This window comes from Paenibacillus hubeiensis, from assembly GCF_032334105.1.
GTDB classification, from domain to species: Bacteria; Bacillota; Bacilli; order Paenibacillales; family Paenibacillaceae; genus Paenibacillus; species Paenibacillus hubeiensis.
The window spans coordinates 122,212-144,105 of the sequence record NZ_JAVYAE020000003.1 but is presented as its reverse complement, the minus strand read 5'-3'; the positions used below and the strand labels follow the sequence as shown (position 1 = coordinate 144,105).

Annotated in this window: 15 protein-coding genes; 11 read left to right on the top strand and 4 right to left on the bottom strand. The window is 50.4% G+C overall.

The features are described 5' to 3' along the window. Nucleotides 1-109: 109 nt before the first annotated feature. From RSX24_RS10790 to RSX24_RS10780, 3 genes are all read right to left on the bottom strand, one after another. Nucleotides 110-1,450, bottom strand: a complete 1,341-nt coding sequence (locus tag RSX24_RS10790) for a sugar phosphate nucleotidyltransferase (protein WP_236414115.1) — start codon at nt 1,448-1,450, stop codon at nt 110-112. A gap of 38 nt (nt 1,451-1,488) precedes the next feature. Beyond that, nucleotides 1,489-2,598 carry a glycosyltransferase family 4 protein gene (locus tag RSX24_RS10785; protein WP_236414118.1) on the bottom strand — a complete coding sequence of 370 codons (1,110 nt, stop codon included), beginning with the start codon at nt 2,596-2,598 and terminating at the stop codon, nt 1,489-1,491. A gap of 123 nt (nt 2,599-2,721) precedes the next feature. Next, nucleotides 2,722-3,579 carry an AraC family transcriptional regulator gene (locus RSX24_RS10780; RefSeq protein WP_236414120.1) on the bottom strand — a complete coding sequence of 286 codons (858 nt, stop codon included), beginning with the start codon at nt 3,577-3,579 and terminating at the stop codon, nt 2,722-2,724. A 211-nt stretch (nt 3,580-3,790) separates the two neighbouring features. Between RSX24_RS10780 and RSX24_RS10775 the strand changes: the two genes are divergently transcribed. The 3 genes from RSX24_RS10775 to RSX24_RS10765 are packed head-to-tail and all read left to right on the top strand — an operon-like array spanning nt 3,791 to nt 8,902. Further along, nucleotides 3,791-5,491 carry an extracellular solute-binding protein gene (locus RSX24_RS10775; protein WP_343260571.1) on the top strand — a complete coding sequence of 567 codons (1,701 nt, stop codon included), beginning with the start codon at nt 3,791-3,793 and terminating at the stop codon, nt 5,489-5,491. A gap of 43 nt (nt 5,492-5,534) precedes the next feature. Further along, the gene (locus tag RSX24_RS10770) at nt 5,535-7,292 is read left to right on the top strand and encodes a sensor histidine kinase (RefSeq protein WP_343260570.1); all 1,758 of its coding nucleotides are present in this window, start codon (nt 5,535-5,537) and stop codon (nt 7,290-7,292) included. Next, nucleotides 7,277-8,902: a response regulator gene (locus RSX24_RS10765; RefSeq protein WP_343260569.1), complete on the top strand. Its 1,626-nt coding sequence runs from the start codon at nt 7,277-7,279 to the stop codon at nt 8,900-8,902. The genes RSX24_RS10770 and RSX24_RS10765 overlap by 16 nt, the downstream gene beginning before the upstream one ends. Nucleotides 8,903-9,038: 136 nt before the next feature. Here the strand turns inward: RSX24_RS10765 and RSX24_RS10760 are convergent, their stop codons facing one another. Next, nucleotides 9,039-9,803 carry a helix-turn-helix transcriptional regulator gene (locus RSX24_RS10760; RefSeq protein WP_236414128.1) on the bottom strand — a complete coding sequence of 255 codons (765 nt, stop codon included), beginning with the start codon at nt 9,801-9,803 and terminating at the stop codon, nt 9,039-9,041. 272 nt (nt 9,804-10,075) lie between these two features. Here RSX24_RS10760 and RSX24_RS10755 point away from each other — a divergent pair, with 272 nt between their 5' ends. The 8 genes from RSX24_RS10755 to RSX24_RS10720 all read left to right on the top strand — a co-directional run bounded on the left by RSX24_RS10755 (nt 10,076) and on the right by RSX24_RS10720 (nt 21,885). After that, nucleotides 10,076-11,431 carry an extracellular solute-binding protein gene (locus tag RSX24_RS10755; RefSeq protein ID WP_343260568.1) on the top strand — a complete coding sequence of 452 codons (1,356 nt, stop codon included), beginning with the start codon at nt 10,076-10,078 and terminating at the stop codon, nt 11,429-11,431. Between the two features lie 109 nt (nt 11,432-11,540). Beyond that, nucleotides 11,541-14,438: an extracellular solute-binding protein gene (locus RSX24_RS10750; RefSeq protein ID WP_343260567.1), complete on the top strand. Its 2,898-nt coding sequence runs from the start codon at nt 11,541-11,543 to the stop codon at nt 14,436-14,438. 19 nt (nt 14,439-14,457) lie between these two features. Then, nucleotides 14,458-15,414 (top strand): carbohydrate ABC transporter permease, encoded by a 957-nt coding sequence (locus RSX24_RS10745; protein ID WP_343260566.1) that lies wholly within the window; start codon nt 14,458-14,460, stop codon nt 15,412-15,414. Continuing rightward, the gene (locus tag RSX24_RS10740) at nt 15,411-16,292 is read left to right on the top strand and encodes a carbohydrate ABC transporter permease (protein WP_438286804.1); all 882 of its coding nucleotides are present in this window, start codon (nt 15,411-15,413) and stop codon (nt 16,290-16,292) included. Before RSX24_RS10745 ends, RSX24_RS10740 begins: the two co-directional genes overlap by 4 nt. Before the next feature lie 15 nt (nt 16,293-16,307). Further along, nucleotides 16,308-17,771, top strand: coding sequence for an NHL repeat-containing protein (locus RSX24_RS10735; protein ID WP_343260565.1), 1,464 nt, complete (start codon nt 16,308-16,310; stop codon nt 17,769-17,771). Beyond that, nucleotides 17,755-18,390 carry a Yip1 family protein gene (locus tag RSX24_RS10730; protein WP_343260564.1) on the top strand — a complete coding sequence of 212 codons (636 nt, stop codon included), beginning with the start codon at nt 17,755-17,757 and terminating at the stop codon, nt 18,388-18,390. Before RSX24_RS10735 ends, RSX24_RS10730 begins: the two co-directional genes overlap by 17 nt. Before the next feature lie 16 nt (nt 18,391-18,406). Beyond that, a complete protein-coding gene (locus RSX24_RS10725; protein ID WP_343260563.1) occupies nt 18,407-20,986 on the top strand; it encodes a DUF5696 domain-containing protein in 2,580 nt (859 codons plus the stop codon). Then, nucleotides 20,983-21,885, top strand: a complete 903-nt coding sequence (locus tag RSX24_RS10720) for a carbohydrate ABC transporter permease (protein WP_438286820.1) — start codon at nt 20,983-20,985, stop codon at nt 21,883-21,885. The genes RSX24_RS10725 and RSX24_RS10720 overlap by 4 nt, the downstream gene beginning before the upstream one ends. The last annotated feature ends 9 nt before the right edge of the window (nt 21,886-21,894 follow it).

The window sequence follows — 21,894 nt, the reverse complement described above, 5'->3', positions numbered from 1 at the left end:
AGGGGACCAAAAAAAATCTGGGGATAATAGCGATCGGAAGATGGTTCTGACCACGTAGTGACTCTGTGTAAAAATGATTGGTTCAGCCTATATAGATAGCCCGCAACGTTTACCACACCATCTCAATACGAATAACATCTTCTTTCGCCAGGTCCTTACCCAGCACAACTTCCATTAGTTCAAGATCGGTAAGTGCCTTAATTCCATGCCTGGTTCCAGCCGGAATTTGCAGAACATCGCCCGCCTTTAGCTGGCGTCGTTTACCCTCCATAAGGATTTCCGCGCTGCCCGTCACAATCGTCACGATTTCTTGCCGCTCGAGATGCTGATGGTAGCTCGTATATTTTCCGTGGATCAGCTTCACCTGCCTGATCATCACTCCATTTCCCGTTTCATCGTTCCAATCGTTCAGAACCCGGTAGGAGCCCCATCTTTTCTCTTCATACTTCGCAAATCGCGGCATATGTTCGAGCTTATCCTTGATTTGATTTGCTTTGCCCTTGTTAGCAATGAGGATGCCATCGGAACTGGCCGCTACGATGAGATCAGAAACGCCGATCATTTCGATCGGATAGGAAAGCTCGTTAATGATATGGCTGTTAGAGGAGTCGTCCGATATTCGCCCTGACCCGATGACATGGCTCTCGAAATGATCGCTTAACGCCATCCAACTCCCGAGATCATTCCAATAGCCGTCATATCTCATGACAACAGCAGACAATGCGTGTTCCGCGACTTCCCGGTCGAAACTGGTGTTTGCAAGCTGTTCGTAATTTTCCAGCCAATGCTCAACTTGGATCGGATGCCCCTTGTCTTTCAAAAATGTCAGCATGAACTTCAAGGAGAATGCGAATACGCCGCAATTCCACATCGCTTGATGTTCGATGAGGCGACAGGCTGTCGGCTCATCGGGCTTTTCGATGAATTGGTGAATGAAAGAAAAGTCGTCATTTCCATTGGGCTGAGCAGGAACGATATAGCCGAACTGATCGGAAGGATGGGTAGGTTTGGTTCCGAGGAGAGCGAGATCTGCTTTAGAATGCATCAGAACATCAGGAACGCGAAGGAGCAGTCGAAAAAAAGCGGTATCTGCGTATGTGTCGACTGGAAGAACGCAGATGGTTTCATTTGGATCCATTTGCAGCTTTTCATGAAGATAACTTACCGCATAAGCAATGGCTGTGAAGGTTCCTCTTTTAAAGGGTTCGGCCAGGATCGGGATATGCTCGCCAACATAGGAACGGGTAATTTCCACTTGACTGTGATGGGTAACGATGCATGTGGATTGAAGCAGCCCCGCCTCATTTAATTGCCGGCATATTCGCTCAATCATCGATTCTCTGGCCCCGGCATCGGATTTCAAAAGCTTAAGGAACACCTTGGAGCGAATCTCATTGGACAAAGGCCACAGCCTTTTTCCGGATCCCCCGCATAACAGGATGATACGCAAGCCGATTCCTCCTTTCTTGGGGATATCGCCCTCCATTCTTATTTCTTCGATCGAATGATTTCTTCAATCGCATGCTTCATGAATACCCCGGACCGGTCCCAGGATAAGCGAAGTATATCCTTTCTGCCTTGTTGTCCTTTTTGTTTGCATAGTCCGGGGTTTTGGTACGCTTCCCTCATCCGTTTTTTTAAATAGCCCAGATTCGGTTCCGCCCATCGTTGTCCCTTTTGCGCAAACAGGTTGCTGAATTTTTTAGAAATGGCTCTGTTCATACTGCTTGACGGGCTGCGCAGCTGGTACGGAATCAGGAACGAGTTGCTGTGCGTCAGAAAATCCATTTGCCCGCCCCAACTTGTAGTGATGACCGGTACGCCGCTCGCAAGCGATTCTAGAAAGGGCAGTCCAACCCCCTCGCCGCGAGTCGGGAGGACGAAAGCATCGCCGAGCGTATACAAACCTTTTAATCTGCTTTCACGAAGATGACGGCCGATCACGACAACGGGTGCCGTATCTTTTTGGATACCCAGCTTTTTTTTGTATTGCGTTATTTTGGCCTGGATCCATTTTTCGTTCTCATGCGGCGCATATCCGTTTGTTTTGATCACAAGCACGACGTTATCTTTAGAGGAAAACTCTTCCCAATATGCCCGCAGCAGGCCCTCCGGATTTTTACGGTGCTGGAAGCCGAAGACGGACACGAACGTAAACTTGCCGGCCGCACCCGGCACGGACATTTTCTTGTTATTCGGATGAAACTCCTTTGCATTTACACCATGAGGAACGACAAAAATCGGGACATTCACGCCGCTGTTCCTTAGTGTTCTTTTATTATGCTGGGAGGGCACACAAACGGCATCAAACTGATTCATATGGGGAAGCCAAGCCTTGGGGAGCTTGCTTGTTTCCCAAACTGTATTCAAAATAATAAGATCATACAGACGGCGCTCTTTTTTCCATTGAATGCTATTGGGGAGGTGGTGATAAATCAGCACCCGTGTGTATCGGCTGCCGTTTTTGCGCTGTTTTGCCGGTCCTATACTAACGGCTACGCCTTGCCGCTTTAGTGACTGGGCATACGCTCTGCTGGCACGGCCAAGCCCGCTTGCTTTGTGTACAGGGCCCTTCCAAACGACGTGATAAGGTTTCATATGACAACATCCCTCGGATAATTACTTTGCTCATCTCTATACTTTTAATATATGGATTATCATATGACGGAAGAATAAAAAGGTATGGGTGTAGGGAGTGTGTAAAGAACACACAATCAGTGATCACTCAATGGCTTCACGTCGCTGTTTAATATACTTTCCTGGAGAAATGCCAACCATCTTGGTGAAGCTTCGTATAAAATTGGCGTAATCGCCAAAGCCCGATTGAAAGCAAGCATCGGTGATGCTCATCCCGTCAGACAGAAGAAATTTGGCAAGTTCGATACGACGACTGAGAATATAGGAACGAAGGGTCAGCCCGGTATGCTTTTTGAACTGGCGGCTGATCGAAGTGCTGTTCATGTAGAACGCTTCGGCAAGTTTGCCAAGCGTAATATCTTGCGTGATATGTTCGTCGATGTAATCCATTGTCTTTCGCACCAGATCGGGCATGATATCATGAGGCTCAAAAGAATTGTTGCGAAACCATACGTTGATCAACACCAATAATTGCGCGATTGCAGCATTGGTTTTGACGTCTGCCCCATAAGCATCCGAAGAGAGCGATTCTTCGATCCGGTTCGTCCAATATGTGATCTGGTCCAAACGATCGTCGTCCAGGTGTATCATGTTGCCTTCGCCTTTGCGGCGGCAATCAAAACAGGAAGATAGGTTCGTTGAGGCCGTGGACAATTGGTACAGGTATGTTTTTTTGAGATTGATCGTAATCCGTTCATACTCCGTTTCATCCAATATAAACGCACGATGCATTTCTTTGGGGGACATCACGAGCAAATCGCCCCGCTGCATATGATAACACCGATTTTCTACATAAAAGTGCACATGACCGCGAAGGAACAGATAGATCTCGTAGGCATTATGCCGATGATAGCTCGTTTCCAGCTTGTAAGTCGTGATTCGATGCAGGTACAAAAGCTCCGGCTGAATGGGGTCATAGAAAAAGTCAGAGGATCCGCTCATACAGCACCTCCCGTCATTTCGCGCAATAAATGGAACAAATAACGCAATGAAATTGTGTTCAGATTACCTTAAAATGTAATCATCCTACCATGAAGTGGTTTATTTTGCAAACGCTTACTATCTAAACCTATCTTTACAATATCGTAAACGCGTCAGAGCAATATGATCTTACGACTATATTCATTCCAATTGAACCGGGGGGCATGTCGCCATGCACAAGAGATGGATGTACAGATCAAGATGGGCCTTCATTATCCTCCTTGCGGTGAGCATACCTGCCGGCCATACGCAAGGAAATTCAGGGCAGCCGCCTTCGACGTCTGCCGGGCAGCAGGTACAACCTTCCGGAAGTGCAGGGAGATACGATCCTCCTATACGGGTTACCTTTGTCCGAGAGACTGGTGAAGACCTGCAGCGAATGCTTGATCAGTTGCCGGGCGAGAGTTTGGTAGATAATCGCTGGACCCGTTTGTATGAAGAAGAATTGGGCATTCGGATACACTATGACTGGATCGCGAACGGTGACGTATATAATCAGAAACTGGGAGTGTCTCTTGCAGCAGGCCGTTTCCCGGACGTGGTCAAAGTCAATCCATATCAACTCAGGCAATTAAGCAATGCCGGATGGATTGAAGATCTGACCAAAGTATACCAGACCCATGCCTCTCCACTTACGAAAAATATATTGGAGGCCGAGGGAAAAGGAGCGTTCGACGCCGCCACGATTGACGGTAAACTCATGGCGATCCCCGAATCATCCTCTTCCATCGAAACGGCGCAGTATCTGTGGATCAGAAGCGATTGGCTGAATAACCTGGGCCTGCATCCGCCTGAAACGATGGAAGACGTGCTTCAAGCATCGAAAGCGTTTACAGAAGAAGACCCCGATGGAAACGGAAAACAAGACACCTATGGACTTGCGTTAACGAGTTATCTGTGGGACCCCGTCATGAGCGCGTCAGGATTCATGGCCGGTTACGGAGCTTTCCCGAATATATGGATCAAGGACAAGGAGGGCAATCTTGCATACGGCGGCATACAACCCGAGGTGCGAAAAGCGCTGGAAGCGTTGCAGACCTTGTACCTTGAAGGCCAGCTTGATCCCGAGTTCGCCTACAAAAACGGAAGCAAGGAGTACCGCCTGATTCAGGACGGTAAAATAGGCATGCTCTATGGTGAACAGTGGACTCCTTTCATGATTCAGACTACCCGGGACACGGATCCGGATGCGGAATGGCAAGCGTACCCCTTGGTAGCTGAATCTGGCCGAAGCGTGTTTGTCCCTCTTCGTTCCAATACAGGACATTATTTTGCAGTAAGGAAGGGATTTGCGAGTCCGGAGGTTGTCGTAAAGCTCATGAACCTGCATCTGGACAAAAACTGGGGAGAACAAGCCGAGTATGAAACGTACTACAATGACGATTCGCGTGCCGTATGGATGCTCTCGCCGGTAACGCCTTTTCCCGGCATGAAAAACATGGATGCCTACAGAGACATCCGCGACGCCAGAAAGACAGGGGATTTCTCTACCCTGGAGAACGAGGCGCTTGCGATTCACAAGCGGATTGCTGCGTATGAAACAGAAGGCTTGAAGAGCGGATGGGGTTGGAAACAAACCTATGGACCGACAGGAGCCTTCAGCATTGCGGATGCCTATGAGCGGAACGGCCAGCTTCTATATGACGAATTCACCGGCGGCATCACCGAAACGATGATCGATCGGCAGATCATTCTTCGGGATCTTCAGCTCGAGGCATACATGAATATCATTCTTGGATCGCCGATAGAAGAGTTCGATCAGTTCGTCGAGAATTGGCGCAAATTGGGTGGAGATGAGATCACATCGGAGGTGAATGCGTGGTTCAGAACCAATGCCGCACGGGGTCACCAATCGTTCGCCTTATCCTATTAACACAGGTGTCCCGATTCAACCAGGGAGACGGGAGGTGAATGCATTGTTGAAGATTCCTGCGCAGTCCTGGCTTAACAGCATATTTGCACGGCTAATCATGACCTATCTGATCTTTGTGATTCCTCTGATTCTTCTGGGTGTGTATTTATATCACTGGAGTTACGACACGGCAAGCCAGGAAATTTCCCTGTCGACGGAAAGGCGATTGAACCAATTTGCGATGGAACTGAACAGGGAGATTGAATGGATGGAGCTGCAGCAGTTTGATATTGCCGAGGACCGCAAACTGAATCGGCTTGCGATCCTCTGGAACATCATGGACCAGGTGGAAAGGCGTGAAACGCTGAATTATTTATCTGAGCGACTGGCCGCCTTTAAGAACAGCAGTGCTTATATCAAGAACGTTTATGTACATATCCCTGCAGTCAACAAGAGCATATCGGCAATGCAAGGCATCGATGATTATGATCAGGCGTCCTTTGACTATTTCAGTTCAGCTATGGAAGGAAAGGATATCCGTTTTACTGTAAAAGGAGACACGCTGAACCTGAGCGCTGTCCGGCTCACGGGAAAAAAAGGGGAAGGTCCTCTGTTTGTTGTACAGGTAGAACTGGATAACGCTCAGTTTCAGAATGAATTATCGCAGCTAAACCTGTACCCTGAAAGTGCCACACTCCTGATCGAAGAGAAGACCGGGAATGTAATCTCGGATCACCAGCAGCGAGATGTCATTCTGTCCAGTTACCGCGAGCATCGTCGGAAAAATCCGCATGACAGCTTTCAGGTCAAGATTGAGGGCGTTAATTATCACGTCAATCAGCTGCACATGGATGCTCTGGGCTTATCGGCTGCAACGTATCTGCCGGAGAAAATGGTAACCAAACCGCTCAGCAAATTTTATACATGGGCCTGGATATTTGCCATCACGTCTTTCATTGCCATTACGGCCTATCTCTATTCCAGCTACAAGCTGATCCATATTCCGCTGCTGCTGCTTGTCAAAAGGTTTAAAAAAATGGAGGGAGGCGTGCTCGATATTCCGATCGTACACCATCGCAAGGACGAGTTCGGTTTTCTATATGCACGCTTCAATCATATGATTGAAAATCTGCAGCAACTGATCGATCGGGATTTCAAACAGACGATGATGATGCAGCGGGCTGAATTGAAGCAGCTTCAGTCCCAGATTAATCCACATTTTTTGTATAATAGCTTTTTCATTCTGAACTCGCTTGCCAGAACTGGAGAAACGGAGCGCATTGAACAGTTTACGAACATGCTCGGCGAATATTTTCGTTTTATCACCCGAAACGGGACGGATCATGTGCCTTTGAAAGACGAAGTGGAGCATTCGCGAATCTATATGGAGATTCAGCAATTACGCTTTTCACGGCGGATCAAAGTAGACTTCGGGCAGCTGCCATCCGGAATGGAGCAGCTTCAGGTCCCCAGATTGATCATTCAGCCGATCATAGAGAATGCTTATGAGCATAGTCTGGAGAAGAACACGGGTACGGGACTCCTGCGGGTTCAATTCCATATGAAGTCAGCCTACCTTGAAATTACGGTGGAGGACAATGGGGAGGGGTTGCAGACGGAGGAGATCGATATGCTTCAGGCACGTCTGCACAATGATGCCGATACGGATGAAGTGACCGGTTTAATGAATATTCATCGACGTCTGGTGTTGACCTATGGGGAAGGAAGCGGGCTTTCTCTCTCTCGGAGCGATCTGCAGGGATTGAAAGTCGCGATTCGAATCCGATGGAAGAGAGGGGAGAGCGCATGTACCGACTTCTGATTGTGGATGACGAGGAAATTATAACGGACAGCCTGTATGAGACGTTTGCCGGACATATGCCGGACCGGCTTGATGTTTGCAAAGCCTATTCCGCTGCAGAGGCCCTGGACTGGATGCGGCGATCCAGAATTGACATCGTTCTGACGGATATTCGCATGCCTGGCATAAGTGGTCTCGAACTGACCGAGGAGATCCAGACACGCTGGCCTCAATGCCGCGTTATTTTTCTCACGGGACACAGTGATTTTGATTATGCATACCGAGCCCTCCAGATGCCCAATGTGCGTTATTTGCTCAAAACGGAAGGTTACGACAAGGTGATGACGGTCATTGAGCAGGTCATGGAAGAGATTCGGCAAAGTCACAGCATGCATGAAGTGTTGGAAAAGTCCCGCCAAATGACTTCCCGGCTGGCTGCGCTGCACCAGGAGGAATATGTGCGCAAGCTTCTTCAGGATAGCCCGTCCGCTCACTCCTCTTCGATGGAGCTTCAAGCCGAACTGGTGTCAAGAAACATAGGCTTGCAAGCGGACTCCCCGGTGTATCTGGTCCTTGGACGATTCAATACGCCGCCTGGAATCGAAGAAGGACCGAATCGTTTGCAGGAGTCGGTCCGGATTATCGGATCTTCACTATTGAGTGAACATGCGATATATATCAGTGTCACAGATCACTATGGCGATGTGGTCTGGCTGCTTCAGCCTAAAACAGGGAAAAACAATGCAGAAGAGCACTTTTCCACTTATATCGAAGGCACATTGGAGCTGGTTCAGGAAGCCTGCATGGCGTCGTTGGACGTGTCCATTGCCTTTACATTGAGCGGACGCGGTTGCCCTTGGTCCCGAATTCCAAGGCAGTATGAACGGCTGCGGTTGTTACAGTGGATGAAAATTGGCGATGGGGTCTCCATGGTATTGACGGATAAAACCGAAGGCACTGCAGGAGGAACATCCAAGGAATCCGTTCGGATCTCAAGCCGGATTGACGTGATGTCTGGTTTCTTGGAAACCGGACGCTTTCAGCCCTTTTACGATGTTTTTGAAGAGCTTGTAACGGAACTGCAGCAGCAGGACCTGACCATGGAGCGGGCTATGGAAACCTACTATTATCTGGCTCTGATGCTGTATTCCACATGTAATCGCTGGGGGCTCCGGCAGAACGTCCCTGATCAGCCAAGTTTGCTTCAACTGAGTGACTTTACATGCATGAAGGAAGCAGTGCACCACCTGTACCGCGCTGCGGATGAACTGGTTCATTTCAAGCGTTCCAATGAAGAGGAACGTGTGAACCAGGTCATCCATACTCTATGCGGCTATATCAGGGACAATCTGGAAAAGGACCTTTCGCTGGTCAGACTCGCCGAGTTGAATCATTTCAACCCGTCCTATCTATCCCGCTTCTTCAAGCAGGAGACGGGGATCAACTTGTCGGAGTTTATCGACGACACCCGTATCCGAAGAGCCAAGGAGCTGCTGAGCAACAGCGATCTGATGGTGCGAGAAGTAGCGCTTCAAGTCGGATATGAGTCGGCACATTCGTTTACCCGCCTGTTCAAGAAGCTGACGGGCATGACGCCCCAGGAATATCGGGAATCTGTGCTCGTGCGTTAGAACCGTTGTTATGGACACCTTCATCAGAAGTAAATGGAAAAGGATAACACGTAAAAACGCAGGCGCTGCTGGCCTGCGTTTTATGGTTTGATCACCCGCCAGAAAGGCTGCCGAGGAGGCAGCTGATCAGTCATGCCTAGGCAGAGTGATTCTTTTGTCTGCGATAGGCGTTAGGACTTGAGCCTGCATAGGCCTTGAATTTTTTGTAAAACCAATCGATGTCTTTATAACCTACCTCCAAAGCGATTTCATATATCCTCATATCGGTAGTTAACAGCAGATGCTTCGCTTTTTCCATTCGCTGCTGCAGCATGTAATCGTTGAAGGATACTTTCTCCTCCAGTTTAAATTTTTGTCCAAGATATGCACAGTTAAAATGGAGCATGTCGGAAATTTTCCGGAGCGTAATTTCGTCGCTTAGATGATCTCTCACGTAAGCTTTGACAATTCGGATGACATGACTGGACTCCATCGCTTTGCCATTGAGCTGAACGAGTGGTTTCACAGGCAATCTTTCTTTAACAGGTTCCGGTCCCAGTCGCGTCTGAAGTGCCTGCAAACTTTGCAGTAAAGCTGAAGCGCTGACAGGAGAGGGCAGATAATCATTCACTTGATAAGTTAACGCTTTGCGCACAAGTCTGAAATGGTCTCTTCCACCCACCAGCAGAATCGGAATGTCGCTTATTTGGCGAATGCGATGGCATAACCATAAACCGGCCGTATCACATCGCTCAGTATGGATGAGCACTACCGCGAATTCCTGTTTCGACAGGGCGATCAGTGCATCGGAGGAAGAGAAGGCCGATTCCCCAATTGTAAATGGAGAGGTAGAACGACTCAGCAACGGTCCAAGTTCTTTGCACAAACGCCGGCTGTAATCAACAAGTAATATGTTGTACATAAAGCATAACCTCACCTTCTTCTGAATTTCCGGTCCGGATTCCAATCCATAAGGCTTACTTTCATTATGAGAATAAAAGAAAGCGCATACAATGTGCATTTTTTTGCAGACAATGCATTTCTTTACCAATTTCTATTGAAATGAGTTCGTAATCCTTCAATAGCATGCCTTTCTATAATTTGACCGGGTGAATACCTGCATTTCGGCCGGTTGTTTGCGTTTTCATATGAGGGATACACTGTGGGAGCAAACGACAATCAGGGGGGAAGACGATGAGAAACAACAAGTTTATGCTGCTGAGCCTTGTATTTGCGGTCATGCTGATGATTGCTGCATGCAGTTCTGCTCCGACCGCACAACCGGAGCCGGAAAAGCCGGCACCGCAGGAGGAACAAAACACCGCGGAAACCGAGCCCAAAAATGAAAATTCAACGCCGGAGATGGACTTTGACATGGGTGGCAGAACCATCAAGGTTGTTGCTTGGTGGGATATGGAGATCCAGGGTAACAACCCGGATAACATTCAGCGCCTGGAGAACCTTGAAGCACTGAAGAAAAAACATAACTTCAATATTGAATACATCTCCATCGATTTCGGAGAATACCAGGAAAAAGTGGTTGCTTCGCTGATGGCAGGGGAACCGCTGGGCGATTTGGTGAGGCTGGGCAAAAACTATGCCATTCCGGCATTGACCAAACAGGATCTGTTATGGCCGGTGGATGAGTATACCAAGAACGATAAGGTGTTCAATCAAAAAACGACCAACGAGTATATGCAATATGAAGGCAGAGGCTACGGTTTTACCGAAGATCAATCCTCCTTTATCAACGGGATTTTCTATAACCGAACGCTTATGCAGGAACTTGGTTTGAAGCCGCTGCAGGAATATGTGGATGCCGATGAATGGAACTGGGATACGTTCCTCAGCGTTGCGAAACAAGCGAACAAGGATCGTAACAATGATGGCAAGCTGGACACGTGGGGACTCGCTCAAACGGGTCTGCTTGAACCCATTCTGTACTCCAACGAAGCTTCTCTGACCAAAGAGGATAAGCAGAACCTGGAGGATCCCAAGACGAAAGAAGCACTGAACTTCCTGTCCAAGCTGGCAACAGAAAAGGTTGGCAGACCAACTGAGGGTGGCGACTGGACAGAACCTTCCACCTTCTTCCGTCAAGGCAATACCTTGATGTATGCAGGTGCGATGTACGAAGTCGAAGGCATTATGACAGACATGAAGGATTATGATATCGGTTTTGTGCCGTTTCCAAAAGGACCAAGCGCATCGGCGTATCACTCCGGCGAATCGCGTTACCAAGCGATCACCATCCCTAAAGCGGTGGAGAATCCGGAACAACTGATGTACATCTGGGAAAAAATCAACGAGATCGATTCGATCTACGAGTATCCGGGTCAGTCCACGCTGGAGACGCATCTGACCAACGAAGCAGACATCAACAACGCCAGAAAGGTCGCTGAGGGCATGCTTGTTCTCGACCATAACACCTTCCCGTCCTTGCCTTACTGGGATTTTGATGCGGAGCTCAAAGAAGGGGTATCCGTATCCACTCTGATCGAGAAATACAAGGCTCCTTTCCAGGCCGCGATTGATGAGGTATATAAATAAACCATTTTACTAAATCACGGGCAGAACGCACCAGTCATGGCGCGGTCTGTCCGGATCAGTCCATCGTCCCATTGTCGCTACGCCTAGAGGAAAGGGGATACATTCAGACATGCGGTCACGTAAGAAAAAGGGACTAATCCTGGTGCTTGTCCTGGCCTTGGTGTTCTCGATATGGACCATCTATCCATCGCGGGATCGTACTCCGGGCACGGCTCATGCGCTTGAAGATTTTGAAGCGATCTCCAACACGGACGATGAAAGCAGCTATGAACATTATCTGGCGGGTCATCAGAACACTCCCAAACCGGATAACGTGGTGCGGATTGAAGGCGAGTCTTATGTTCGGGCGGAGGGTGGAACGTTTGAAGTGGTGCAGGGATATGCCGGATTGGACGGCAGTGCCGTCATTACACCCGAAACCGGAACCATTCGCTGGGATGTTCCCGTTCAATGGAGTGGTTTGTACCACGTTCGCATCCATTATTATCCGGTGGAGGGCAAGAGTTCTGGCATCGAACGCAGACTGGAGATAAACGGACAGGTTCCGTTCAGGGGTGCTGACGTCCTGCTGTTCGACAGGGTGTGGGGCAATCGCGAAGATAACGTTCGCCGGGACGATCGCGGCAACGATCTCAGACCGAGGCAAGTGGAACAGCCGGAGTGGCAGCTCGCTTCCTTCAGGGACAGCGCAGGTTACTTCGAGGAACCGTTCCAGTTTTATTTTGAAAAGGGCAAACAGCAGCTATCGCTCACTTCGCTCCGGGAGAGCATGGCGATCGATTATATCGAGCTGTATCAGGAGGAGGATGTTCCGTCCTATGCAGACTTGCGGGCGAGTTATGAAACGCGCGGCTTGAAACCGGCCGGTCCGGTCATGCTGAAGGTCCAGGCAGAACAGGCTGCAAGCAAATCTTCGCCTACGCTTGCACCGATCTCGGATCGTTCCAGCCCTTCGCTGGAGCCGTATGACGTATCCAAAATTCGCATCAACGCCATCGGCGGCATCAACTGGAAGCTGCCCGGTGAATGGATCGAATGGGAGATCGACGTGCCGGAGGACGGATTGTATCAAATCGCGCTAAAAGTAAAGCAGGATCAACTTCGCGGCATCTATGCGACCCGCAGTCTGACGATTGACGGCAAAGTGCCGTTCAAGGAAATGAAACGCATTCGTTTTAATTACAGTCCATCCTGGCAAACGCAAGTACTGGGAGCCGGAGAAGACCAGCCCTATCAATTCCATCTCGAAAAAGGAACACATCGCATACGGATGACGGTCACGCTCGGCGACATCGCTCCGCTTCTGCGCACCGTGGAATCCAGCGTACTGGAACTGAATGGAATGTATCGCAAAATATTGATGATCACCTCCAATAAGCCCGATCCGCTCCGGGATTACCAGCTGGAACGCCGCATTCCGGAGATGACGGAGGTCTTTGAACGGCAGGCGGCAACGCTTAGCTCTGTAGCCGCGTATCTGGAACAAGCAACCGGAGAGCAGAGCGATAAAGTCGCCGTTCTGAATGCGATGGTGGTCCAGCTTAAAGATATGGCAGCCAGACCGGAGACGGTTCCGAAACGGCTCGATACGTTCAAGATTAACGTAGGCGGCCTCGGTACCTGGATTTTGTCCGTACGCGAACAGCCGATTACGCTGGATTACCTTCTCGTATCCCCGCCGGGCGAGCCATTGCCGAAGGCGGAAGCGACGGCGATCCAGCAGGTGAAGCACGAACTGGGTGCATATGTCGCATCCTATACCGAAGATTACGACAGCATCGGCAATGTGGAGCAAAAGAAGGACGCGATTACCGTCTGGATTACGACCGGACGGGATCAGGCCCAGGTGCTTAAGGGTTTGATCGACGATTCGTTTACCCCGGATACGGATGTGTCCGTGCAATTGCGGCTCGTTCCACCTAATATTTTGCTGCCTGCCACGCTCGCTGGGGAAGGTCCGGACGTAGCGATGCAAATGGGCGAAGATATCCCCGTGAACTATGCGATGAGGAATGCGGCAGCCGATCTGAGCAAATTCCCGGATTTTGAGGAAATCTCGGGCAGATTCCGCGAAAGCGGGCTGACGCCCTACCGTTATAACGGAGGAGTCTATGCGCTGCCGGAGCAGCAGCATTTTCCGATGCTTTTTTACCGCAAAGATATTCTGAACGAGCTGGGTCTCGAACCGCCGAAGACGTGGGAGGACGTCTATAACGCTATCGCTGTCCTGCAAAAGCACAACATGGAGTTCTATCTGCCCATCGAGGATACGCTGAACAATGCCAATCTGGTTCCGAACTCGACTTTTGCGATGCTGTTGTATCAGAATGACGGCACCTTCTATACGGAAGATCAGAAGAAGAGCGCGCTGGATTCGGAAATTTCGATGGATGCGTTCAAACGCTGGACCCAGTTCTATACCAATTACAAATTTCCGCTCAAGGCCGACTTTCCAAACCGTTTCCGCACCGGGGAGATGCCGATCGGCATCGCCGATTACACTACGTACAACATGCTTACGGTCATGGCTCCGGAAATTCGCAACCTGTGGGATTTTACCATTGTACCAGGCACTCAGCTCCCCGACGGCTCTGTAAGGCATGAGGTAGCCAGTGCGACCAGCGCTGTGATGATGCTCGAAAACGCGGCCAACAAGGAAGCCGCCTGGAAGTTTATGAAATGGTGGACCGATGAGCAGACCCAGATGGAATACGGAAGAGAAATGGAAGGTCTCATGGGCGCGGCGGCCCGCTACCCGACAGCCAATATCAAGGCGCTGGAGCAGCTGCCTTGGCCTGTGAAAGATTATCGGAATTTGGAGAAGCAATGGGAATGGGTACAAGGTATCCCGCAGCTTCCGGGAGGTTATTTCACAGGCAGGCATCTGGATAATGCGTTCCGCAAGGTCGTCAACGCCAACGAAAATCCGCGTGAGGCCCTATCGGACTATGTCCTGTATATCGATGATGAAATTGAGTTGAAGCGCAAGGAATTCAATCTGAAGTAGAAGGAAGGGAGGGTAACGGTTGCAAGCCAAAACAACCAAGACAGCAGCCGCTCCTGCCGTCCATACGCGTCCGGCGGGCTGGTGGTCCCTTTTGAAACGGGATCTGTACCTCAGCAGGCACTATTACGTATTGATGGCGCCGTTTATGTTGATCTTTTTCCTGTTCACTGTCATTCCAGTCGGCATTTCGCTAGGCCTCAGCTTTTTCCACTTCAATATGCTGGAGGTGCCGCGTTTTATCGGCTGGCAGAACTATTCACGTCTTTTTCTGGGCGACGACGTCTTTTTGATTGCGCTGAAAAATACGCTGCTGTTCGCCGTTATCACTGGCCCTGTCAGTTATATTGCCTGTTTTTTGTTTGCATGGATCATCAACGAATTGTCGCCCAAAATCCGGGCGGTCATGACGCTGGTTTTCTACGCACCGTCCATATCAGGCAACGTGTTCTTCATCTGGCTGATCATCTTCTCCGGTGACAGCTACGGGTACATGAATGGTTTCCTGATGCGCCTGGGCGTCATCCTGGAACCCGTGCAATGGCTCGCAAACGAGAAATACGTGCTGGCCATCGTCATTATTGTTCAGCTGTGGCTTAGTCTGGGAACCAGCTTTCTGGCGTTTATCGCAGGTCTGCAGACGATTGACCGATCTCTGGTGGAAGCCGGCACGGTAGACGGGATCAAAAACCGCTGGCAGGAGCTCTGGTACATTACGCTGCCATCGATGAGACCCCAGCTCATGTTCGGTGCCGTGATGCAGATTACGGCTTCGTTCGCCGTAGCCGAAATTTCGATCGCCCTGGCCGGCTTCCCAAGCGTCAACTATGCGGCGCATACGATCGTTACCCACTTGATGGACTTCGGCACCATTCGCTTCGAGATGGGTTATGCCTCGGCCATCGCAACGGTGCTGTTTGCACTGATGCTTGGCACGAACGTTCTGACGCAAAAAATGCTGAGAAGGATAGGTGAATGACGATGACCAGCAAAGTACGTGCCGCGTTAGGCATGCCAAAAAGACTGAATCGGTCATTTGCCGTCAGCCTGATGCTGTTTGCACTGCTGGCCGTGTTTGGATCATTTATGGTGCTGCCGCTCATCTATGCCGTTAACAATGCATTCAAGCCATTGGATGAGCTGTTTATTTTTCCGCCGCGCTTCTGGGTGAACAATCCGACAACGGAGAATTTCGCGGATCTGATCAATCTGATGGGCAATTCGTGGGTACCGTTATCCCGCTATATTGCCAATACATTACTTATTACGATATTGGGAACGGCAGGGCATATTCTTCTGGCCTCAGCGGCCGCTTATCCGCTGGCGAAATATCGCTTTCCCGGCTCCAGAGTGTTGTTCACCATTATCATTTTGTCGCTCATGTTCTCGCCCCATGTCACAGCGATCCCGAACTACATGGTCATGTCCTGGCTCGGCTGGATCAATACGCATGCCTCCATTATCGTGCCGTCGCTTGCGTTCTCGCTGGGGCTCTTCCTGATGAAGCAGTTCATGGAGCAAATTCCCGATGCGCTGCTGGAGGCAGCCAAAATCGACGGGGCCAATGAATACCGGATATTTTGGAGCATCGTGATGCCTAATGTAAAGCCGGCCTGGCTCACACTGATGATTTTGCAGTTTCCGGCCCTCTGGGGAACGGACGGCGGAAGTTTTATTTACAGTGAAAACCTCAAAACATTGCATTATGCGCTCAGCCAGATTGTTCAGGGAGGGATTGCGAGAGCAGGGGTGGGTGCTGCGGTTGCGCTGCTGCTCATGATCGTGCCGATCACCCTGTTCATCATCTCCCAGAGCAGCGTTATGCAGACGATGGCTACATCGGGCATGAAAGAGTAGAGAGGAGGCAGCGAGGTGCGGAAAAGCACATGGAACAAGCGCAGCTGGATCATGATGGGCATGGTCTGCCTCCTGTTGTTCAGCCAAGCGGCTGCACCGGCAAGTGCAGACGGCAAGCAGGATGCTTACCAATACTCCTACTGGGGCGATTCCGTTCCGGCGCCGGCGGCGTATGAGGCCACGTCCATCATCACGGGCAATAAACTGGACACCGGTGCGTTCAAAGAACCGAGCGACATGCATGTCACAGCGGATCAGCGTGTGTTCGTACTGGATTCCGGCAATGGCCGCATCGTGGAGCTGGATCGCGATCTGAAGCTGGTGCGGACGATTGATTCCTTTGAACGGGCGGGCAAGGAGGAGCAGTTCAACAATCCGCAAGGGATCTATGTCAGTAAAAAAGGAGATCTCCTCGTTGCGGACACCGACAATCACCGGGTCGTTCATCTGGATGAACAAGGCCATCTGGTCAAAATTGTGGCTGAACCAAAATCGGATCTGTTACAAGCGGATTTTCAATTCAAACCCGTGCGGGTTGTCATGGATCAGGGAGAACGGATTTACGTCATGGCGGCGGGTGTATTCGACGGATTCATGGAGTTCAGTGCGGACGGCACATTTTCCTCCTTTATCGGAGCGAACAGGGTTCAGGTTGATCCGGTGGAGTATTTGTGGAAACGGTTGGCCACGCGCGAGCAGCGCAGTCAGATGGTGATGTTCACGCCGACGGAATTCACCAACCTGGATCTGGATGAAGAGGGGTTCATCTACGCCACAAGCGGCGACCGCGGCAAAGATCCGATCAAGAAGCTGAACGCCCAGGGCACCGATATTTTGCGCAGACAAGGGTATCATTACCCCCAAGGCGATCTGATGTACACGAACGAAGCAGGGCCTTCGCGCCTGGTTGATGTAGATGTAGGAGACAGCGACATGTATTCCGTGCTCGACTCCAGCAGAGGACGAATTTTCACTTATAACGGCGACGGATACCTGCTCCATATTTTTGGCGGCATTGGCAATCGGTTGGGACAGTTTAACACGCCGGTCGCATTGGAACGTGCAGGAGACCGGATGCTTGTGCTGGATAAGGCGCTCGGTGAGATTACGGTATTCCAGACAACGGAGTACGGTCGCACGTTGCATGAAGCGGTACGCAGTTATTACAACGGCGACGAGGACCAATCCTCGATGCTCTTCGCCAAGGCTGCCGAAATGAATGCGAATCTGGAGTATGCCTATGCGGGCATTGGCAAATCGCTGCTTCGCCAGAAGGAGTATGCCGAATCAGCGCAATATTTTAAACGGAGCATGGAGCGGCAGGGGTATTCGAAAGCATTTCTTCTGTTCCGCAAAGAACTGATGCGCGAGCATTTCTCGTGGATGATGTCCGGTTTATTCCTGGCTGCAGCTGCGTTTGTCACCGTCGTCATCGTTCGCAGGCATAAAAGGAGGATAACGAATGCAAGCGCCAAGTAAGCAGCTTTACCAGTATCCGCTGCATCTCATCTTTCACCCTTTCGACGGATATTGGGAACTGAAATATGAACGCAATCAACGAACGACATTGCTGATAGCCTGCATGATCATGCTGCTGCTGGTGGTTACCAAAATTTTGCATGCCCAGTACAGCGGCTTTCTCATTAATTTTAACAATCCCAAGTATTTGAATAGTCTGCTTGAAGTGTTGTATGTCGTGATCCCGATCCTGTTCTGGTGTGTGGCCAACTGGTCGTTAACCACCCTGATGGACGGAGAAGGCAAGTTTTCGGAAATTTTTATGTCGACGTGTTTTGCATTGGTGCCGCTGCTCCTGATTCATTTTCCGTGGATCTGGCTGAGTCTCGTCATTTCCGCGCAGGAAGCAGCCTTTTATTATTTCTCCAATGCGCTTGCCGTTGCCTGGACGGTGTATCTGTTATTCGTGGGCAACATGACCGTTCACCAGTACACGCCGGCGAAGACGGCGCTTACGATGCTGCTTACACTGGCTGCCATGGCTTTTATGGCCTTTCTGTGCCTGCTATTTTTCAGTCTCGTGCAGCAGATCGTATCGTTTGTCTTCACCATCTATCAGGAATTCGTGCTTCGGGGCTAAGGAAGGAGGACATCCAGTGAAATATGCTGTAGCGAAAAAAATAACCGGAATGCTGCTCATTGGCAGTCTGCTTCTAAGCGGTTGCCAGTTCTCGCCATCACCGCAAGCTCGCGAGGCGGCCGCTGTAGAACAGACCGATCTTCCCTCCCTGCCTCCCGGAGAAAAACTGAAATCTTCCTTTAGCGATGCTCGTCTTCAAGGCATGATTGGCATTGCCGGGAATGAAGCCTTACGGTTGTTTATAAATGAAGAGACTGCAGAGATTGCTGTCCTGCACAGAGAGAGCGGACAAATCTGGCGCAGCAATCCTGCAGACCGGGAGCAGGACGGAGTTGCGGCAGGCATCAACAAAGACCTCCTGTCGTCACAAGCAAGGCTCAGCTTCTTCAACAGCCAGGGCCAGAGCAGCACGGTGAACTCGTTTACAGATAGCATCGGACATAAGCAGGTTAGCTATGAGGCGATGCCAAACGGGGTTCGGGTTCACTATCAGTTCGGGAGCACCGAGCGCTCGATTGAAGACTTGCCGGTCAAAATCAGCAAGGAACGATTTGAGCAGAAGCTGTTGGCACAGCTCGACAAGGCCGGGGAACGCGCCTTGAAGATCGGTTATACGGAGGATAAGGACGAAGGTGTCTACGTTCGAATCGACAAGGCACTGCAGGGACTTCAGCTGTCCCGTGCCCTTAAGGCTTTTGACGCGGCCGGTTATACGGAAGAAGACCTGGCACAGGACAATGCCGAACATGGGATTGATCAGGAGCGCAGCGGACCGCGGCTCTTCATGATGACTTTGGAATATGAACTGGATGGCGAGAATCTGCTGGTGCGTGTACCTGCATCCGGCATTCATTTTCCGGAGGAATACCCGATCAACACCATATCCGTACTGGAATATTTCGGAGCCGGAGGGACGAATGAAAAAGGCTCCATATTTGTACCGGACGGCTCGGGAGCCTTGATCCATTTTAATAATGGCAAAATCCAGTATCCCGGTTATCAGCAAGATATTTACGGTCAGGACTTGACGATGAAGCTCCGGGAAGCCGGCTCGAATGAAACCAAAGCGAGATTGCCGGTCTTTGGACTGATTCGGGAAGAGGGAGCTTTTTTGGGAATCATCGAGGAAGGTGACGCTGTGGCCGTGGTGAATGCGGATATCAGCGGCAAGCTGAACAGCTACAACAACGTTTATCCCAGCTTCTATGTCGTGAACAAGAGCGATGTGACGCTTCAGGCCAGCGATATGGTGCGTACGCTTCCGAAATTTCAGAAGAGGCCGACAGCCTCGGACTTTGTTGTCAGATACGCTTTCGTTGGTGCGGAGAAGGCTTCGTACTCGGGACTCGCCGCATTGTATCGGAATTATCTGCTGCAAACCGGCGGACTTCCCGAACAGCAAGCAGGCGAAGAGCAGCCGGGCATTCCATTTTATCTGAAATTGATTGGAGGCATGACAACCCGGCAGCATATGCTGGGGATTCCTTACGATTCTACAGAGGCACTTACGACCTTTGAGGAAGCCAAGCAGATCCTGTCCACGCTGAAGGAGAAGAACGTGTCGAACATTCAGGTTCGCTACGCCGGATGGTTCAACGATGGGCTGCATCACCGTCTGCCGGATTCCATCTCGGTGGACGGCGCGATTGGCGGGAAGAAGGGCATGCGTGATTTTAGCGATTATGCAAGGGAAGCGCGAATCGGGTTTTATCCGGATGTGGCTCTGCTGAATGTGCAATCCAAGAAAGGGTTCAAACCGTCCAGAGAGGCATCTCGAACGTTAACCCAAGAACCGGCTGTGGTATATCCGATGAACCAGGCTTTGCAGCAACGGGATCGGGACCGATCTCCATCCTATGTACTCTCGCCCAACAAGCTGAATCAGCTGACGGAAGAGATGCTGGAAGAGATGAAGTCTATTCAAAAAGAGGAGCACTCGCAATCACTGAGCCTGAAAGATCTGGCTGAGCAGCTGAATAGCGACATGAACCCGAAGAAGCTGCTGGATCGAACGGAAGCGTTGGGCGTGGTCACCGAAGCGCTGGAACGGATCAAACAGCAGGCAGGCTCCGTTTTAGCCGAAGGTGGCAATGGCTACGCACTGCCTTATGTTACTGGGTTGACGGATGCTCCGATGAGCAGCAGCCAATTCAAACTGGAGGATGAAGAGGTTCCGTTCTTCCAATTGGTCGTTCACGGAAATATCAGTTACACCGGCTCTCCATACAATCTCTCGACCTATACGAACCCGAGACAGTATGTATTGAAGCTGATTGAATATGGTGCGAGCCCGTACTTCGCCTGGTTTAATGCGCCGAACCATGTGGTCAAACAGACCGACTATGACGATCTGTACGCGGCAAACTACGAGCAATGGGTAGATCTGGCTGCCGAGATGTACAACGAGGTCAATCAGATCAATCAGCCATTTGCCGGGCGTTCCATGAAATCGCATGAATCATTGGCGGAAGGTGTGTATCGAACAACTTATGACGGCGGTGGCTTCGTGATCGTGAATTATAATGACTTTCCTGTAAAGGTTGAGAACCAAACCGTGGAAGCTCAAAGCTATATGACTGGTGGTGAGCAGCTCTGAAGACGCTCCTGAAATGGAAATGGGGAAGTCGTACGTATGCTCAACAGAAAGCCATGTGGGGCGTCATCTACGTGCTTCCGTGGCTGGTCGGATTTGTTTTGTTTTTCTTTATCCCGCTGCTGGCGTCTCTGCGTTACAGCATGAGTGCGATTCAGGCGAATGCGGAAGGCATTGCCATTCAATTCACTGGTGTCGCCAACTATATTCAGGCACTCACCGTCAATACAAGCTTTAACCGCGCGCTGATCGAGTCCGTTACCGATGTGCTCGTCAATGTGCCTCTCATCGTCATATTCAGCCTGTTTCTCGCCGTCATCTTGAACCAGAAGTTCAGAGGCCGGGCCGTGGCACGCTCCATCTTTTTCCTGCCCGTTATTCTGGCTTCGGGAGTCATCATGTCGCTGGAGAGCACCAGCTTGATTGATGCCGTTAATCAAAACAGCACCGGTGGAAGCGCACTGGGTACATTTGAGCTGGAATATCTGATGCTGGATGCCGGGGTGAGCGAATGGATCGTGACGTATCTGAGCAGTGCCGTCGATCGGATCTATCAGATCGTCAGCCAGTCAGGCGTGCAAATTTTGATCTTTTTGGCAGGCATTCAGACGATCTCGCCTCAGCTCTACGAGGCATCCAAAATGGAGGGGGCCACCGGATACGAAGCCTTCTGGAAAATTACGTTCCCGATGGTCAGCCCGCTGATCTTTGTCAACGCCATCTATACGATTATCGACTCGTTTGCCAATAACGCCATGACTGAACTGATCCGGGATACCGGATTCGTGAAGTTCGACTTCGGCCTAAGCTCTGCCATGGCATGGGTGTATTTCCTGGCCATTGCGATCATTCTCGTGATTGTATCCATCATTTTCTCGAAACGAGTCTTCTATCAAGATTAGAAAGGAGGA

Excerpts from the sequence above, each read along its gene's own strand:
- RSX24_RS10755 (WP_343260568.1), top strand. The coding sequence starts at position 10,076 with ATGAGAAACAACAAGTTTATGCTGCTGAGCCTTGTATTTGCGGTCATG.
- RSX24_RS10785 (WP_236414118.1), bottom strand. The coding sequence starts at position 2,598 with ATGAAACCTTATCACGTCGTTTGGAAGGGCCCTGTACACAAAGCAAGC.
- RSX24_RS10730 (WP_343260564.1), top strand. The coding sequence starts at position 17,755 with ATGCAAGCGCCAAGTAAGCAGCTTTACCAGTATCCGCTGCATCTCATC.
- RSX24_RS10780 (WP_236414120.1), bottom strand. The coding sequence starts at position 3,579 with ATGAGCGGATCCTCTGACTTTTTCTATGACCCCATTCAGCCGGAGCTT.
- RSX24_RS10765 (WP_343260569.1), top strand. The coding sequence starts at position 7,277 with ATGTACCGACTTCTGATTGTGGATGACGAGGAAATTATAACGGACAGC.
- RSX24_RS10760 (WP_236414128.1), bottom strand. The coding sequence starts at position 9,803 with ATGTACAACATATTACTTGTTGATTACAGCCGGCGTTTGTGCAAAGAA.
- RSX24_RS10775 (WP_343260571.1), top strand. The coding sequence starts at position 3,791 with ATGCACAAGAGATGGATGTACAGATCAAGATGGGCCTTCATTATCCTC.
- RSX24_RS10750 (WP_343260567.1), top strand. The coding sequence starts at position 11,541 with ATGCGGTCACGTAAGAAAAAGGGACTAATCCTGGTGCTTGTCCTGGCC.
- RSX24_RS10740 (WP_438286804.1), top strand. The coding sequence starts at position 15,411 with ATGACGATGACCAGCAAAGTACGTGCCGCGTTAGGCATGCCAAAAAGA.